The following is a 15,107-nucleotide window of genomic DNA, read 5'->3' on the forward strand; positions in this document are numbered from 1 at the left end:
AGCGGGCGCCCAAATCACCTCTCATGGCTTCGGGCTCTCATTGGTGCTGTGTCAGGCGCGGGTGGAAGCGGTAGCGCCAGGTGGCAGCCGTGGGCAGAAGCCCCGGCAAGCGCGAAACGGACATCGGTTCGCGTGCTGCCTTCCGAGACGGCGCGGAGGTTCAGTCGTCAGGCTATGTCGAGTCAGACGTTGCCGTAGACACGTCAGGGGAGGGCTCTTCGCCTGGTGTCTTGGCGAGCGGCACACCACGTAGGCAGAGCAGCGCCAGCGCAGCGCATCCGCAGACGAGTGCAATGTCGGCGACGTTCCCTACGAAAGGACCGTAGTCGATGAAGTCCACGACATGCCCGCGGGCGAAGCCGGGCGCGCGGAAGAGCCTGTCGCCCAAGTGGGACATCGTGCCGCCGAGTAGCGTGCCCAGCACAAGCGCCCACCGACGAGAGGTCAGTCGGCGTGCGGCATAGAGGATGCCGACCACTGCGCCCGCCGTCGCCAGGGCGAACACCCATGTCGCGCCGGAGCCGATGGAGAACGCGGCGCCGGCGTTGTACAACAGCCGGAAATGGATCAGAGTCGGGATCGCGGTGACGCTCTCGCCGGTGGACAGCGCGGAGACCGCCCAGAACTTGGTGAGTTGGTCCACGAGCAGGACCACTGCCGCCAGCGTGAGCATCACGCTGTACAACCGTCCCGATCCCCGATTCAGCCGCGTCATTCGCTGCCTCCTTCTCATGTGGTTGTTACCTGCATTCGTGGTGGTCAGCCGTCCGCCCGACGGCGACTCTCAGCCACCGATCGGCGGGGCTGCCGCCGTCACCAGGCCGCTCTCGTACGCGGCAATCACCAGCTGGGCGCGATCGCGCGCGGCGAGCTTGCCGAGCAGGTGGTTGACGTGGGTCTTGACGGTGGCAACGCCGAGAAAGAGCCGTCCGGCGATTTCGGTGTTGGACAGGCCGCGGGCGATGAGGGTGAGGACCTCGCGTTCGCGCGCGGTGACGCCGTCCAGGGTGGGACTCAGCGGTCGCGAGGGCTCCGGGCGACGGGCGAACTCCGCGATCAGGCGCCGCGTCACCGCCGGCGCCAAAAGAGCATCGCCGGCGGCGAGGAGCCGGATCGCCGCGAGCAGCTCGCCTGGTGGCGTGTCCTTGAGCAGGAAGCCACTGGCGCCGGCTCGTAGGGCGGCGTAGACGTACTCGTCCAGGTCGAACATCGTCAGGATCAGCACCTTGACGTTCGCGGTCTCGGGGGAGCCGCAGATCAGCCGGGTCGCCTCGATGCCGTCCATCTCGGGCATGCGCACGTCCATCAGGACCACATCCGGGGGATCCCGCCGGGCAAGCCGCACGGCCTCGGCCCCGGTGGCAGCCTCCGACGTGGTCGTCAGGCCGGGCTCGGTGTCGACGAGCACCCGCAGGCTGCCGCGCAACAGCGCCTGGTCGTCGGCGATCAGCACGCGTATCGCGTTGTCGGCTAGATCGCCGGGCCGGGTCAAGCGTTCTCCTCGTACGGCAGTATCGCCCGGACCGCGAAGCCGCCCGTCGGGCACGGTCCGGCGGTAAGGGTCCCGCCATGGACGGCGACGCGTTCGCGCATGCCCACGATGCCGTGTCCGCCCGGTGTCATCGCGAGGTTCGCCCGGCCGGCGCCGTCGTCGACGATATCGAGCCGGACCTCGCGGCCGTTCGCGTCGACCACCACTCGGCAACGGGTCGCGGGGGCGGTGTGCTTGGCGACGTTGGTCAGTGCCTCCTGCACGATCCGATAGACGGCCAGCGCGATGGCGTCTGGAAGGTTGTCGACACCGCGCATGGCCAACCGCGCGCCGGCCTGCCGGACCAGCTCGGCAAGAGCATCGGTTCCGGGCGCCGGGCCAAGGGCCGCGACCTGCCGTTCACCTTCGGACGCGCGAAGCACGCCGAGCATCTGGCGCATGTCGTTCAGCGCGGTGCGGCTCGTGCGCTCGATGACCTGCAGTGCGTCGTACGCCTCCTGCGGCCGGACGTGGAGCACGTGGTTGGCGACGCCGGCCTTGACCGCGATCAGGCCCATGCTGTGGGTGACGACGTCGTGCAACTCGCGGGCGATTCGCAGGCGTTCCTCGGTGACGGCGCGCTGCGCGAGCTGCTCGGCCGCCCGCACGGCGAAGGCACGTCTTTGCCGCGCGGCGCGTCCCAGCTCCCAGGCGCCGAGCAGCGCGACGAAGCCGAGCAGCAGCAGACCCGGGCCGTTGTGCCACCGGTCCGTTCCGCCGGCCCGCGCGGCCGCGACCATGCCGGCGACCGACAACACGGCGATCGCCAGGCCGGGCAGCCATCGCCGCCACCAACGGCGCGGCCTCGCCATGACGGCGACGGTGTAGAGGGCGAACGCCCCCGACAGGAATGGGTCCCACGCCTGGTCCCGCGCGACCGCCACGGCCGTGACCGCCAGCACGACCACGAACACGGGCACCGGCCAGATCCACCGGACGGCGACAGGCACCGTGGCCGCGGCGACGAGCACGAGCCGCTCCCACGGCACCGGTGTCGAGGACGGCTGTGCGGCCGACGAGTCCCCCGCCGGCCCGGTCAACAACAGCGCGGCCGCATAGCCGAGCACGAGCACGCAGTCCATGGTTGTGCGTTGGCGCCGGCTCAGCCGCCGAGCCAGGAGGGGAGGGTCGTCGTCCACAGCCGTACCTGCTTGCACCGCTCGACCATACCGAGGGGATACACCGCGGCACCTCCATCCTGCGGCCGACACCACCGCTCCACCCACAGTGGGGTGCCGCCGGCAGCCGGCGGCCGTACTCCACCCAGGGGTGGACGGAGGGCGTCCACCCCGAGCCGGACGCGGCCGCACCCTGTTGTGCCCGACCATCACCTCCATGATCGACGTCACCGACCTGACCAAGCGCTACGGGAAAGCCACCGTCGTGGAGGGGCTGACCTTTCGAGTAGAGCCCGGCCGGGTAACCGGATTCCTGGGCCCCAACGGCGCCGGGAAGTCCACCACGATGCGCATGATGCTGGGCCTGGACCGCCCGACAGGCGGCGAGGTACGCATCCACGGCGCCCACTACCGGCAGCTGCGCGACCCGCTGCGCACGGTGGGCGCGCTACTCGACGCCAAGGCCGTGCACCCCGGCCGCACCGCGCTCGACCACCTGCGCTGTCTGGCCCGCAGCAACCGGATCCCGTCACGCCGCGTGCGTGAGGTGATCGAGCTGACCGGCCTGGAGAGCGCCGCGCACCGTCGGGCCGGGAGGCTTTCGCTGGGCATGAGTCAGCGACTGGGGGTCGCAGCAGCACTGCTCGGCGACCCCGCCGTCCTGATCCTGGACGAGCCGATCAACGGGCTCGACCCGGAGGGCATCCTGTTGATCCGCGGACTCATGCGAGAGCTGGCGCTCCTGGGGCGCACCGTCCTCGTGTCCAGCCACCTGATGAGCGAGGCGGCGCTCACCGTGGACCACCTCGTGGTCATCGGCCGCGGCCGGCTACTCGCCGACACCGACATGACCGCGTTCATCGACCGGCACACGAACGCCGGGGTGCGGGTACGCACACCCGAACCGCAACGGTTGCGCGCAGTGCTGGTCGGTGCAGGGATCACGGCCACCGACCACGCGGACGGCAGCCTCGAAGTGGCCACCACGGCAGAGCGGTTCGGCGAACTGGTCGCAGCACACGCGGTGACGGTGCACGAGGTGACGCGCAAGGGCGTGTCCCTGGAAGAGGCATTCATACGGCTGACGGCCGACGCGGTCGAATACCGGGCTGAGCCGGCGGGAGAACACCGATGACCGGAAATTCGCCCCGCGCGGTACTGGCCGCCGAATGGATCAAGGTGTGGACCGTTCGGTCGACCCGTCTCGCACTGCTGCTGACCTTCGTGATCAGCACCGGCATCGGCACACTCGTCGCCTTCAACTGGCGTGGCGACATCGAGCACGTCGTCAACTTCAGCCCATTGGCAGCCGGCTTGTACAGCGTGACCATCGGTCAACTCGCCCTCGTCGCGTTCGGCGTCCTACTCGTCGGCTCCGAGTATTCGTCCGGGTCGATGCGGGCATCGCTGACCGCCGTGCCCCAACGCGGGCTGCTCTACGGCGGCAAACTACTCGCCGGCACGCTAGCCGCCCTCGCCGGCTCGACCGTCACCGTCATCGTCACCTTCGCCGGAGCACAGGCAATCCTGGGCCCCTACGGCACCACACTCACGTCGGACGGGATTCTGACGGCACTCGCCGGCGCCATCACCTACCTGACTCTGATCTGCGCCCTGTCCATGGGAGTCACGGCCATCGTGCGCAGTTCGGTTGTCGCGTTGAGTCTCCTGCTGCCGCTGCTGTTCCTCGGTTCGCAGGGACTCGGCAACGTCCCCACCCTCAAACCCGTCCTGCAGTACCTGCCCGACCAGGCCGGCCTGCAACTGATGCGCATCGCCCGACCACCCGACGACGACCGCTTCGGCCCCGACTACACCTCCGGCACGGCGCTCGCCATCCTGCTCGCTTGGACCGCCGCCGCTGTGCTCGGCGGCTACGTAGTTTTGCGCCACCGCGACGCCTGACGCCCGGCGGACCCGTGAGTGGTCGTTGGTTGTGGGGTGGTGTGGTGTGGTGTGGCGGTGAATCGCTCCGGCACGACCGGCGGCGGCTCGCGGACGCCGTGGACACGACCCTGAAAGTCCACGGTGGTCGGGTCACGGTCGAGGCGACGCCGCTCGCCGACCGTCCGTCGACCACCCGAGTCGTCCGCATCGACGTCGATCTGGGGACGACGCGGCCGGCCCGCCGGCCTGGGTGAGCCTTGGCGATCAGAAGCCCTCGACACCCTGTTCGACAAATGCGTGATCAGGTACACGGGAGACCCCCTTGTCTCCCATGGTGGCAGAGAGACCTGCCCGGCAAACTTGCTTCCGCAATGCCGCTCGCCGCTCAGGCTCAGAGGCGAACCCTCAGCCCTGGACCGGCCACTGGGAGAATTCTGAGAGATGATCTTCGCCCGGATGCCGACCAAGACCCTTCGGCACCACCTCAGCCCAGTCTCCTGAACTGCACGTTTATGAGATCTGCAGGTACCGATCTTGCTCGAACCTCATTCGGGACGAAGAGCTCGTGGGTTCAAATCCCGCCACCCCGACAGCTGAAACAGCAGGTCAAGGGCCTGATCCATGAAAGTGGATCAGGCCCTTCCTGTATGTCGACGGCCGTTCGGCTCCGCAGGGAGGATCAGCCCGCGGCGGGGACGGCCGGTCGGGCGTGTCGCTGTCCTCGGGTCCCTTCACGGGCGGCGGACCGGTCAGGCCGATGAGGATCAGCGAGAGGGCACCCGCCGCCGCGAACACGGTGGACCCCGTGGTGGTCGAGCCTGTGGCGAGGAGCTGACCACCGGGCCAGGGACCGACCCTCCTTGCCGGACGGGGCATCCACCCACCAGCGCGGCGGGCCTGCGCGCCGTACGTCGATCAGGCGCCGCGCGTCACCCGCGCCACTCCCCGGTCGCGCTCGCCAGGTGGGAGCGGACGGGCGACTCGGCCTCCCGCGGTTCCCTGGCCCTGATCGCGTCGCTCAGGACCAGGCACAGGTGCACACTCAGGGACTGCTGGGGGCGTCCGGGCCTCAGCGCAGCTGGAACCGGTGGCGCACCAGCCGCTCAACCGCTCAGCCTCTCCAGGAGCGATACGGCCGCCTGCCGGCCGGAGAACTCCCTGACCAGGGTGCCCGGCACACCGCTGTCAGGTGGATCAGACAGTCGCCGCGGTGCCCTCGGCGACCTGGCGGAGCACCTCGGTCAGCGAGGTGACGACCTCGGCGTCGTCCGCCGGGTGGAGCTCGGCGAAGCGGGTCACGGAGCCGGGGATGGAGAGCTTGACGTCCGCCAGGACCGCTCCGCCCGCGAGGCCGGCCGCCTTGCGGGCCTCGTCCTGGGCCCACACGCCGCCGAACTGGCCGAAGGCGGTACCGACCACGGCGACCGGCTTGGCGGTCAGGGCGCCGGCACCGTAGGGGCGGGACAGCCAGTCGATGGCGTTCTTCAGGACGGCCGGCATGGTGCCGTTGTACTCGGGCGAGAACAGCAGGAACGCGTCGGACCGGCCCGCCGCCTCACGCAGCTGGGCGGCGGCGGCCGGGACGCCGCCCTCGACGTCGAGGTCCTCGTTGTAGAAGGGGACGTCGACGAGGCCCTCGTACAGCTCGACCTCGACGCCCTCGGGCGCGTGCTTGACGGCCGCCTCGGCGAGCTGGCGGTTGTGGGAGCCGGCGCGGAGGCTGCCGACGAGAGCGAGGATGCGTACAGACATGGGGGAAGCTCCCGGGAGACGGAGGGTGCAGAGGTAAGCGGACCACGGTCCGTTTAAAGTTGTACCACCTAAACGGACCGTGGTCCACTTACCGCCGTCCGGGGCTACCCTGAAGCCATGACCGCTCCCCTCTCCCCGCCGCCCGGGCCGCCCGACCCCGGCGAAGCGCGGACGAGCCTCACCCTCGCCGCCACCGGCGAACCGGAGCCGCTGCGGGCGGACGCGGCACGTAATCGCGCGCTCCTGCTGGACGCAGCCTCCCGCCTCCTGGCGCACTGCGGAGCGGCGAACCTCACGATGGAGTCGGTCGCCGCAGCCGCCGGGGTCGGCAAGGGCACCGTCTTCCGGCGCTTCAAGGACCGCACCGGCCTGCTCATCGCGCTCCTCGACCACCGCGAGTCCCTGCTCCAGGCCGCTTTCCTCTCCGGCCCGCCGCCCATGGGCCCGGACGCCCCCGCGGCCGGACGGCTGCACGCCTTCGGTCCCGCCGTGATGCGCCACGAACGCGATCACCATGAACTGATCCTGGCCTCCCGCACCGACCCGCTGCGCACCTTCACCGTGCCCGCACAGCGGCTGAGGCTCAGCCATGTCGCCCTGCTCCTGCGCCAGGCGGACGCGGCGGGCGAACCGGATCTCCTCGCGCACACGCTGCTCGGGTCGATCGACACACCCCTCGTCCACCATCTGGCGTGCGAACGGGGCATGGCCCTGGACCGGCTGGAGCAGGGCTGGCACGACCTCCTCAACCGGTACGGGGTGGCGGGCTGAGCCGCTCCCGCACCTGGACCAGGGCGTGTGTGCCGCTGGTGCGCCACGCCTTGCCGGACCGCTCCAGCCGGTCCAGGGACGGTCGGTCCAGCCCGACCACGACGTCGGACTTCAGGGTGCGCAGCGCGGCGACAGCGCCCGGGAAGTGAGCTGTGACCTCGGCGAACGGTGTGGTCGCGGGCCACAGCCGGTCGCCCACCAGGCGGCGGTAGTTGAGGTCGCCCTTGAGGATGGTCACGGTGGCACGGGCGAGCTCCGCCCGGAGGTCCCCCGGCATCCGTTCGTACGGGAACGGGGCGCAGAAGAACGCGTGGGCCCGCACGTCGAGCCGGCCCGCGCCCATCGCAGCCCAGATCCGCCGGCCGGCCGCACCCGCCTCGCCAGGGGCCCGGCACAGTCGGCGGAGACAGTCGACGACGTCGGACGTCATCGCGTCGGAGACGTAGTACGGGGTGGGCTTGACGTGGAGCACCACCCGGTCGGCGTGACCCTGTTCGAGCAGGTGGTCCACGAGGACGAGGTCAGGGATGAGTTCGCGCCCGGTGTTGTCCGCGATGACGGCGACGGTGGCCGGGGGTCCGGGCGGCAGGAGGGACCAGAGCGCCGCGCTGTCGTCGGCGACCAGACCGGGGTCCGCCTCTCCCGGAGCGGATTCACCCGACGGGCCCCGGAAGCCGAGATCTGCACGGTTTCCCCAGAGCGAGGCCTGGAGGAGTGCGGTGGCCCGCTCGCCCGCGGGGACGCCGGCGAGATCGTCCAGGGAGCGGAGTTCCTCCTCGACCGTATCGCCGCGGAGTTCGGCGCGCTTGAAGGGTGCGAAGGGGTCGACGCCCTGCCACGACCCCTCGTCGAAGTAGCCGACCGCGCCCAGGAGCCTGCGGTAGAAGTAGCTCTCGGACCAGAGGAACGGGGCGTCGAACCAGGGGCGTCCGACGTACTCCTCTCCCCACTCCAGCCAGAGCGCGCGGTCCGGGCTGCCGGGGCCGAGCGGTTCGACGACGCCGTTAAGGATCTCGCCCAGCAGGGCGTCCAGGGCGCGGTGCTGCCGGGGACCGTACGGGAAGGCGTCACGCACCTGCTCGATCAGCGCGGGATGGCGCTCGGCCATGACACCTCGGGCGAAGCTCCCCTGCTCCGCGCATGTGATCACCGGCGGGAGGCCGGGGTCGTGCACGGCCCCGGAAGTCGTTCGCGTATCGCCCATGCGCCCAGTCTGCCTGGTGGGAAGGTCCCGGATGCCCGGCCCAGGGTGGCCGCGCCGGCAGCCCGCACGGTGCGGGTGGTCAACAGCCGTGGGCGAACGGGCACATGGGCGGCCCGGGGCCTGGTTACGATATGTGGCGGCTCAGAAGACATACCCCAGGAAAGGGACCCGCACCCATGCCGGCCGAGACGTTCGAGTTTCAGGTAGAAGCGCGCCAGCTCCTGCAGATGATGATCCATTCGATTTACTCGAACAAGGATGTATTCCTGCGTGAGCTCATTTCCAATTCTTCGGACGCGCTGGACAAGCTGCGACTGGAAACTCTCCGCGATGACAAGATCCAGGCGGACACGTCCGACCTGCACATCGCCATCGAGGCCGATCAGGATAAGCGCACACTGACAGTGCGCGACAACGGAATCGGAATGTCGCACGACGAGGTCGTGCAGCTGATCGGGACAATCGCCAATTCCGGTACCGCGAAATTCCTCCAGGAACTGAAGGAAGCCAAGGACTCCGCCGCGTCCGAGGAACTCATCGGACAGTTCGGCGTCGGGTTCTATTCGAGTTTCATGGTGGCCGACGAGGTCACTCTGCTCACCCGGCGCGCGGGCGAGGACACGGGCACCCGCTGGCAGTCCAGCGGTGAGGGGACGTACACCGTCGAGTCCGTCGACGACGCCCCCCAAGGCACCTCCGTCACACTGCGCCTCAAGCCCGAGGACGCCGAGGACAAGCTCTTCGACTACGCGTCGCCCTGGAAGCTCAGGGAGATCGTCAAGCGGTACTCGGACTTCATCACCTGGCCCATCCGCATGGCGGCGGTGGCGGGCGAGGAGGGCGCCGAGCCCGAGACCGAGACCGTCAACTCCATGAAGGCCCTGTGGGCCCGCTCGAAGGACTCCGTGACCGATGAGGAGTACAGCGAGCTGTACAAGCACATCAGTCACGACTGGACCGAGCCGCTCGAGACCATCCGCATGCAGGCGGAGGGAACCTTCGAATACCAGGCCCTGCTCTTCCTGCCGTCCCACGCGCCGCAGGACCTGTTCATGCAGGACCACAAGCGCGGAGTACAGCTCTATGTGAAGCGCGTGTTCATCATGGATGACTGCGAAGCGCTCATGCCGACCTATCTCCGCTTCGTCAAGGGTGTGGTCGACGCACAGGACCTCTCGCTGAACGTGTCGCGCGAGATCCTCCAGCAGGACCGCCAGATCGAGATGATGCGGCGCCGGCTGGTCAAGAAGGTGCTCTCGACGGTGAAGGACATGAGGTCCGGCAGTCCCGAGAAGTACGGAACCTTCTGGAAGGAATTCGGCCGGGTCCTCAAGGAAGGGCTGTTCCAGGACTTCGAGAACCGCGACGCGATCCTGGAGATCTGCTCGTTCACCTCGACCCGGGACCAGGAGGAGCCGACCACCCTGCGCTCGTACGTGGAGCGGATGAAGGAGGGTCAGGAGCAGATCTACTACATGACGGGCGAGTCGCGCGCGGCCATGGAGAGCTCGCCCCACATGGAGGCCTTCCGCGCCAAGGGGTACGAGGTCCTCCTGCTGACCGACCCCGTCGACGAGGTCTGGGTCCAGTCCGTTCCCGAGTTCGACGGCAAGCCCCTCCAGTCCATCTCCAAGGGCGAGGTCGACCTCGACACCGACGAGGAGAAGAAGGAGGTCGAGGCCGAGCGCGAACAGCAGCAGCAGGAGTACGCCGGCCTGCTGACCTGGATGACGGAGCAGCTCGGTGACACCGTGAAGGAGGTACGTCTCTCCTCACGCCTCACCGTCTCGCCGGCCTGCATCGTCTCGGACACGCACGACGTCACCCCGGCGCTGGAGAACATGTACCGCGCCATGGGCCAGGAGGTGCCGCAGATCAAGCGCATCCTGGAGCTCAACCCCTCGCACGCGCTGATCAGCGGGCTGAAGAAGGTCCATGCCGAGCAGAGCGGCAAGGACTCCTCCTCCACCGAACTCGCCGAGACGGCCGAGCTCGTCCACGGCCTGGCGCTGCTCTCGGACGGCGGAGAGCTGAGTGATCCGTCGCGCTTCAGCAGGCTGATGGCGGACCGCCTGGAGCGCACGCTGTAGACCCGAACACCCTCACGCACCGCGGCCGCCAGGATTCCTGGCGGCCGCGGTCGTGTGCGGTGCGCCGGTTCGTGCGGGGCGCGCCGGTTCGTGTGCGGTGCGCAGGTTCGTGTGCGGTGCGACCCACCTGTGAAGGCGGGGCGCCGACGGGAAGCGGCGGCCGATCGAACAGGTGGCAGTCCCCACGAGGTGACGCAGAGGAGCCGGAAGAGCCGCCGAAGAGATCCCCAACTTCACCCTTTAGAGGCCTCGTTGAGGGTTTATCTACGCGCGGAGCATTGCCTGCCGAACGATCCTTCGGACATATCAGACGACTTTCCCCGAGCCCATTACCGCCGAGTACCGGGAGCTGCTACAAACGTGCACGCCCCACGAACTCCCCACTCGTCCCCCACACTTCGAAGGGCTGGCAGCCATGTCAGTACGAACCTTCCGGGCGTCCGTCTTCACTCTCGCGATCGCCGCCGCGGCCGCACTCGGCGTCGCACAACCAGCATCCGCCGCCGGAGAGAACTACGTCGCTCTCGGTGACTCCTACTCCTCCGGCGTCGGCGCCGGGAGCTACACCTCCGAGAGCGGCGACTGCAAGCGCAGCACCAACGCCTACCCGTACCTCTGGAGGAACGCGAACAGCCCGTCGTCCTTCAGTTTCGTCGCCTGCTCGGGCGCGACGACATCATCCGTCTCCAGCGGTCAGCTGGGGGCGCTCAGCTCGTCGACCACGCTCGTCAGCCTCACCGCCGGCGGCAACGACGTCGGGTTCGCGGACGTCATGCAGACCTGCGTCCTGCAGAGCGAGGCCACGTGTGTGAGCCGGGTGAACACGGCGGTCTCCCAGATGCAGAACACCCTGCCGGGCCGGCTCGACTCCCTCTACGCCGGCATCAGTTCGCGTGCTCCGCAGGCCCACGTGGTGGTTCTGGGGTATCCGCGCTTCTACAAGCTGTCGGGCACCTGCATCGTCGGGCTCACGGAGACCGAGCGCGGGGCGATCAACAACGCGTCGGACGTGCTGAACGGGGTGCTCGCCAAACGCGCCGCCGACGCGGGATTCACCTTCTCCGGCGTGGCGGACGAGTTCACGGGGCACGAGCTCTGCTCCGGTGACGCGTGGATCCACAGCGTGTCCATCCCGATCGACAACTCGTACCACCCGAAGGCCGTGGGGCAGTCGAGCGGCTACCTGCCCGCCTTCAGATCTGCGGCGTAACGCGCGTAGAACCGCCCGCCCGGGCTCACGCGGCGGCGCCACCGACCCTGCCGGAGGCGTCGCCGCCGACGCCGGGCAGGCCCCGGAGGGGGCTTCGGTCCCCGGTCTCCGGTCTCCGGGCGGGACCCGCGGGGGTCTTCGGTCTCCGGGCAGGCCCCTGGCGAGCCGCGGGATCAGTACCGCTCGACCAGATGCTCCCGGCCTGCCGGCGGCTCGTACGGCTCCGGCCAGAAGTCCGTCACCCCGGCGATCCTGCCGTCCTCGTCGAAGGTGAAGAAGTGGACGGCGTGCATCTCCTCCTCCCCTACGGTGACCACCGTCCGGGCGGCTGCCTGACGGCCCTCCCCGTCGGCCACGATCCGCTCGATCCGCACGCGCCAGTCCCCGGGGTACTCCCGGTTGAACCGGACGTAGCGCTCCCTGCCGAAGATGCGCTCACGGCTCTGCGGCAGGTCGTACACCAGGTCGTCGGCGAGGGTGGCGGCGAACGCGTCCCAGTCGCGGGCGTCCGCCGCGGCCCAGTACGCCTCCACCGCGGCACGCACCTCGGCCGCCTCGCACGTAACGCCGGCTCCGCCGGCCATCTCGGTCATGCTCCCGAGTGTGGCGCCCGCCACTGACAATCGGCCGGAATGCGGCGACGAGGGGGTCCTGACCGTCCCGGTGTGCCCGGTCGGGAACGTGCCGGTACATCCGGTCGGCCTCGTGCTCGCTCGGGGCGGCCCTCGGGTCGCGCGCGGCCTGCCGGAGAAGTCGCCCACAGACTGGGGAGCAGACGAACAGTTATCCACAGGCCGCCCGGCAGTGTGGCCACATCGGGTTGGATGGGGTCATGAGCGACACACAGAACACCCCGTCCGTGCCGGAGCGGGAGCCGGAGCCGCCGCAGTGGGAGCAGCGCTTCCGCGCCGCGCGGGTGTCCCTGCCCGACTGGGCCGAGGACGCCCCCGACCGTGCGCTCTTCGTCTCCAACGCCACCGGCACGTACGAGCTGTACGCCTGGGACCGCGCGACCGGGAAGCAGCGCCAGGTCACGGACCGGCCCAACGGGACGACCGACGGCGTGCTGACGCCGGACGGCCGGGCCGTCTGGTGGTTCGCCGACACCGACGGCGACGAGTTCGGTGTGTGGATGCGGCAGCCCTTCGACGGCGGTGCCGACGAGCCCGCCACGCCCGGCCTGGAAGCCTCCTACCCGGCCGGGCTCGCGATCGGCCGCGACGGCACAGCGGTGGTCGGCCGCTCGACGGACGAGGAGGGCACGACCGTTCACCTGGTGCGCCCCGGGGCGGTGCCGGTCGAGATCTACCGGCACCGGGAGTCCGCCGGGGTGGGCGACCTCTCCCATGACGGGTCGCTGATCGCCCTGGAGCACACGGAGCACGGCGACGCGATGCACTCCGCGCTGCGGGTGGTGCGCCCCGACGGTTCGACGGTCGCCGAGCTCGACGACACCGAGGGCGGCACGAAGGAGCTGGGCCTGTCGGTGCTGGGGTTCGCCCCGGTGGCCGGAGACACACGGCTGCTGGTCGGGCATCAGCGGCGCGGGCGGTGGGAGCCGATGATCTGGGACCCGGTGGCGGGTACGCAGACGGACCTGCACGTCGACCTGCCCGGGGACGCCGGAGCCGAGTGGTATCCGGACGGATCCGCTCTGCTGATCGAGCACGACTTCGAGGCCCGCAGCGAGCTGTGGCGGTACGAGCCGGGTGCCGCGGAGCCGATTCGGGTGGAGACTCCGGCCGGGACGGTCTCGGGCGCCACGGCCCGTCCGGACGGCACCGTGGAGTATCTCTGGTCGTCGGCCGCGCAGCCGCCCGTCGTGCGGTCCACGACGGGTTCCGTCGTCCTCGACCCGCCGGGTGCCAAGGCACCGGCCTCGGTGCCGGTGCGGGACGCCTGGGTGGAGGGTCCCGGAGGCCGTGTCCACGCCCTGGTGCAGACGCCGACCACCGGCGACGGCCCGTTCCCCACGGTCTTCGAGATACACGGCGGGCCCACCTGGCACGACAGCGACGCCTTCGCGTCGGGTCCGGCCGCGTGGGTGGACCACGGCTTCGCCGTCGTACGGGTCAACTACCGCGGGTCGACGGGGTACGGCCGCGCCTGGACGGACGCGCTCAAGCACCGGGTCGGGCTGATTGAGCTGGAGGACGTCGCGGCCGTCCGGGACTGGGCGGTGACGTCGGGGCTGGCGGACCCGGAGCGGCTGGTGCTGGCCGGCGGCTCGTGGGGCGGCTACCTCACCCTGCTCGGGCTCGGTACGCAGCCCGACGCCTGGGCCCTCGGGCTGGCGGCGGTCCCGGTCGCCGACTACGTCACCGCCTACCACGACGAGATGGAAGCGCTGAAGGCGATGGACCGCACGTTGCTCGGCGGGACTCCGGAGGAGGTTCCCGAGCGCTTCGAGGCCTCGTCCCCGCTGACCTACGTGGACGCCGTGCGCGCCCCGGTCTACATCTCCGCCGGCGTCAACGACCCCCGCTGCCCGATCCGTCAGGTGGAGAACTACGTGGACCGCCTCGCGGGCCGTGGCGCGGTCCACGAGGTGTACCGCTACGACGCGGGGCACGGCTCGCTCGTGGTGGAGGAGCGGATCAAACAGGTGCGGCTGGAGCTGGAGTTCACGCTGCGCCACCTCGGGCCGGCACGGGCCGGGAGCCCTGGGGAGGCCCGGGAGGAGCGGAGGCCGACGGCATAAGGTCCGGATAAATGGCGCACCCCGCTCCGGGGGCCCGGAGCGGGGAACCGTACCGTGGAGGGGTGTATCGGTTCCTGCTGACCCCGCGGTGGTGGGGGATCAACCTCTTCGTCGTGCTGGCCATCCCCTTCTGCGTGTTCATGGGCACGTGGCAGCTCGGCCGTTTCGAGGACCGCGTGCAGACGCACGAGCAGGCCGAGGAGCGCCCCGACCCGGGCACCCGCTCCCCCGAGCCGCTCGAGGAACTGCTGCCCGTGAGCACGGAGACCTCCGGCCGCCCCGCCGTGGCTACGGGGACGTACGCCGATCAGTTCCTGGTGCCCGGCCGGACGCTGGACGACCGTGACGGCTTCTACGTGCTGGATCTGCTGCGCACCGACAGCGGCAAGGCGCTGCCCGTCGTACGCGGCTGGCTGGCGGGCACGCCGGGCAGGGCCGAGGTACCCGCGGCGCCGGCGGGCGAGGTCACCGTGACCGGTGACCTCCAGGCTTCCGAGAACAGCGGGACGAACGGCGTCGACACCGACGGCGGGCTTCCCGAGGGCCAGCTCGGCATGATCAGTGCGGCGTCCCTGGTCAACCTCGTCCCGTACGACGTCTACGACGCCTGGGTGACCCTGCCCTCTGCGGGGTCGGGCGCCGGCACGGACGGGCTCGAGCCCGTGCCCGCGGAGGCGGCGCAGGGCAGCGGGCTCGATCTGAAGGCCTTCCAGAACCTCGGCTACACCGGCGAGTGGTTCGTCTTCGGCGGCTTCGTGCTCTTCATGTGGTTCCGGCTGGTGCGCCGCGAGGCCGAGGCCGCGCGCGATGTACGCCTGGGGCTCGCGGCCGACGCCGACTGAC

The 15,107-nt window shown here is 70.1% G+C and carries 13 protein-coding genes and 1 pseudogene; 7 read left to right on the forward strand and 7 right to left on the reverse strand.

What is annotated here, in order from left to right; translation table 11 throughout:
• Window positions 1-172: 172 nt before the first annotated feature.
• The 3 genes from B9S57_RS02525 to B9S57_RS02535 all read right to left on the reverse strand — a co-directional run bounded on the left by B9S57_RS02525 (window position 173) and on the right by B9S57_RS02535 (window position 2,613).
• Window positions 173-715, reverse strand: a complete 543-nt coding sequence (locus B9S57_RS02525) for a signal peptidase II (protein WP_103513882.1) — start codon at window positions 713-715, stop codon at window positions 173-175.
• Window positions 716-784: 69 nt separating this feature from the next.
• Window positions 785-1,492, reverse strand: coding sequence for a response regulator transcription factor (locus B9S57_RS02530; RefSeq protein WP_103513883.1), 708 nt, complete (start codon window positions 1,490-1,492; stop codon window positions 785-787).
• On the reverse strand, window positions 1,489-2,613 hold the full coding sequence (locus tag B9S57_RS02535; RefSeq protein ID WP_258036184.1) for a sensor histidine kinase: 1,125 nt from the start codon (window positions 2,611-2,613) through the stop codon (window positions 1,489-1,491). The genes B9S57_RS02530 and B9S57_RS02535 overlap by 4 nt, the downstream gene beginning before the upstream one ends.
• A gap of 253 nt (window positions 2,614-2,866) precedes the next feature.
• Here B9S57_RS02535 and B9S57_RS02540 point away from each other — a divergent pair, with 253 nt between their 5' ends.
• The gene (locus tag B9S57_RS02540; RefSeq protein ID WP_103513916.1) at window positions 2,867-3,784 is read left to right on the forward strand and encodes an ABC transporter ATP-binding protein; all 918 of its coding nucleotides are present in this window, start codon (window positions 2,867-2,869) and stop codon (window positions 3,782-3,784) included.
• The gene (locus B9S57_RS02545; protein ID WP_103513884.1) at window positions 3,781-4,554 is read left to right on the forward strand and encodes an ABC transporter permease subunit; all 774 of its coding nucleotides are present in this window, start codon (window positions 3,781-3,783) and stop codon (window positions 4,552-4,554) included. Before B9S57_RS02540 ends, B9S57_RS02545 begins: the two co-directional genes overlap by 4 nt.
• Window positions 4,555-5,465: 911 nt before the next feature.
• Here B9S57_RS02545 and B9S57_RS35110 read toward each other — a convergent pair.
• Window positions 5,466-5,699 (reverse strand): annotated as a pseudogene (locus tag B9S57_RS35110) (GntR family transcriptional regulator); the annotation flags it as partial.
• Between the two features lie 31 nt (window positions 5,700-5,730).
• Window positions 5,731-6,288 (reverse strand): NAD(P)H-dependent oxidoreductase, encoded by a 558-nt coding sequence (locus tag B9S57_RS02555; protein WP_103513885.1) that lies wholly within the window; start codon window positions 6,286-6,288, stop codon window positions 5,731-5,733.
• 117 nt (window positions 6,289-6,405) lie between these two features.
• On the opposite strand from B9S57_RS02555, the gene B9S57_RS02560 reads away from it, so the two are divergent.
• Entirely contained in the window at window positions 6,406-7,059 is a 654-nt protein-coding gene (locus tag B9S57_RS02560) for a TetR/AcrR family transcriptional regulator (protein WP_103513886.1), read from the forward strand.
• On the opposite strand, the gene B9S57_RS02565 is transcribed toward B9S57_RS02560, so the two are convergent.
• Entirely contained in the window at window positions 7,034-8,263 is a 1,230-nt protein-coding gene (locus tag B9S57_RS02565; protein WP_103513887.1) for a damage-control phosphatase ARMT1 family protein, read from the reverse strand. The two genes, B9S57_RS02560 and B9S57_RS02565, sit on opposite strands and share 26 nt — an antisense overlap.
• A 176-nt stretch (window positions 8,264-8,439) precedes the next feature.
• Between B9S57_RS02565 and htpG the strand changes: the two genes are divergently transcribed.
• Together htpG and B9S57_RS02575 are read left to right on the forward strand one after the other, a co-directional pair.
• Window positions 8,440-10,353: a molecular chaperone HtpG gene (gene htpG / locus B9S57_RS02570; RefSeq protein WP_103513888.1), complete on the forward strand. Its 1,914-nt coding sequence runs from the start codon at window positions 8,440-8,442 to the stop codon at window positions 10,351-10,353.
• Between the two features lie 415 nt (window positions 10,354-10,768).
• A complete protein-coding gene (locus B9S57_RS02575) occupies window positions 10,769-11,563 on the forward strand; it encodes an SGNH/GDSL hydrolase family protein (protein WP_103513889.1) in 795 nt (264 codons plus the stop codon).
• Between the two features lie 173 nt (window positions 11,564-11,736).
• Here B9S57_RS02575 and B9S57_RS02580 read toward each other — a convergent pair whose 3' ends face one another.
• On the reverse strand, window positions 11,737-12,156 hold the full coding sequence (locus tag B9S57_RS02580; RefSeq protein ID WP_258036183.1) for a nuclear transport factor 2 family protein: 420 nt from the start codon (window positions 12,154-12,156) through the stop codon (window positions 11,737-11,739).
• Window positions 12,157-12,395: 239 nt separating this feature from the next.
• On the opposite strand from B9S57_RS02580, the gene B9S57_RS02585 reads away from it, so the two are divergent.
• Both B9S57_RS02585 and B9S57_RS02590 read left to right on the forward strand, forming a co-directional pair.
• On the forward strand, window positions 12,396-14,264 hold the full coding sequence (locus B9S57_RS02585; protein ID WP_103513890.1) for a prolyl oligopeptidase family serine peptidase: 1,869 nt from the start codon (window positions 12,396-12,398) through the stop codon (window positions 14,262-14,264).
• Between the two features lie 62 nt (window positions 14,265-14,326).
• A complete protein-coding gene (locus B9S57_RS02590; RefSeq protein WP_103513891.1) occupies window positions 14,327-15,106 on the forward strand; it encodes an SURF1 family protein in 780 nt (259 codons plus the stop codon).
• Window position 15,107: the final 1 nt, after the last annotated feature.

This window comes from Streptomyces sp. SM10, assembly GCF_002910915.1.
In the GTDB taxonomy this organism is placed as follows: Bacteria; Actinomycetota; Actinomycetes; order Streptomycetales; family Streptomycetaceae; genus Streptomyces.

Excerpts from the sequence above, each read along its gene's own strand:
- htpG (WP_103513888.1), top strand. The coding sequence starts at position 8,440 with ATGCCGGCCGAGACGTTCGAGTTTCAGGTAGAAGCGCGCCAGCTCCTG.
- B9S57_RS02535 (WP_258036184.1), bottom strand. The coding sequence starts at position 2,613 with ATGGACTGCGTGCTCGTGCTCGGCTATGCGGCCGCGCTGTTGTTGACC.
- B9S57_RS02575 (WP_103513889.1), top strand. The coding sequence starts at position 10,769 with ATGTCAGTACGAACCTTCCGGGCGTCCGTCTTCACTCTCGCGATCGCC.
- B9S57_RS02525 (WP_103513882.1), bottom strand. The coding sequence starts at position 715 with ATGACGCGGCTGAATCGGGGATCGGGACGGTTGTACAGCGTGATGCTC.
- B9S57_RS02580 (WP_258036183.1), bottom strand. The coding sequence starts at position 12,156 with ATGACCGAGATGGCCGGCGGAGCCGGCGTTACGTGCGAGGCGGCCGAG.
- B9S57_RS02540 (WP_103513916.1), top strand. The coding sequence starts at position 2,867 with ATGATCGACGTCACCGACCTGACCAAGCGCTACGGGAAAGCCACCGTC.
- B9S57_RS02560 (WP_103513886.1), top strand. The coding sequence starts at position 6,406 with ATGACCGCTCCCCTCTCCCCGCCGCCCGGGCCGCCCGACCCCGGCGAA.
- B9S57_RS02555 (WP_103513885.1), bottom strand. The coding sequence starts at position 6,288 with ATGTCTGTACGCATCCTCGCTCTCGTCGGCAGCCTCCGCGCCGGCTCC.
- B9S57_RS02585 (WP_103513890.1), top strand. The coding sequence starts at position 12,396 with ATGAGCGACACACAGAACACCCCGTCCGTGCCGGAGCGGGAGCCGGAG.
- B9S57_RS02565 (WP_103513887.1), bottom strand. The coding sequence starts at position 8,263 with ATGGGCGATACGCGAACGACTTCCGGGGCCGTGCACGACCCCGGCCTC.
- B9S57_RS02545 (WP_103513884.1), top strand. The coding sequence starts at position 3,781 with ATGACCGGAAATTCGCCCCGCGCGGTACTGGCCGCCGAATGGATCAAG.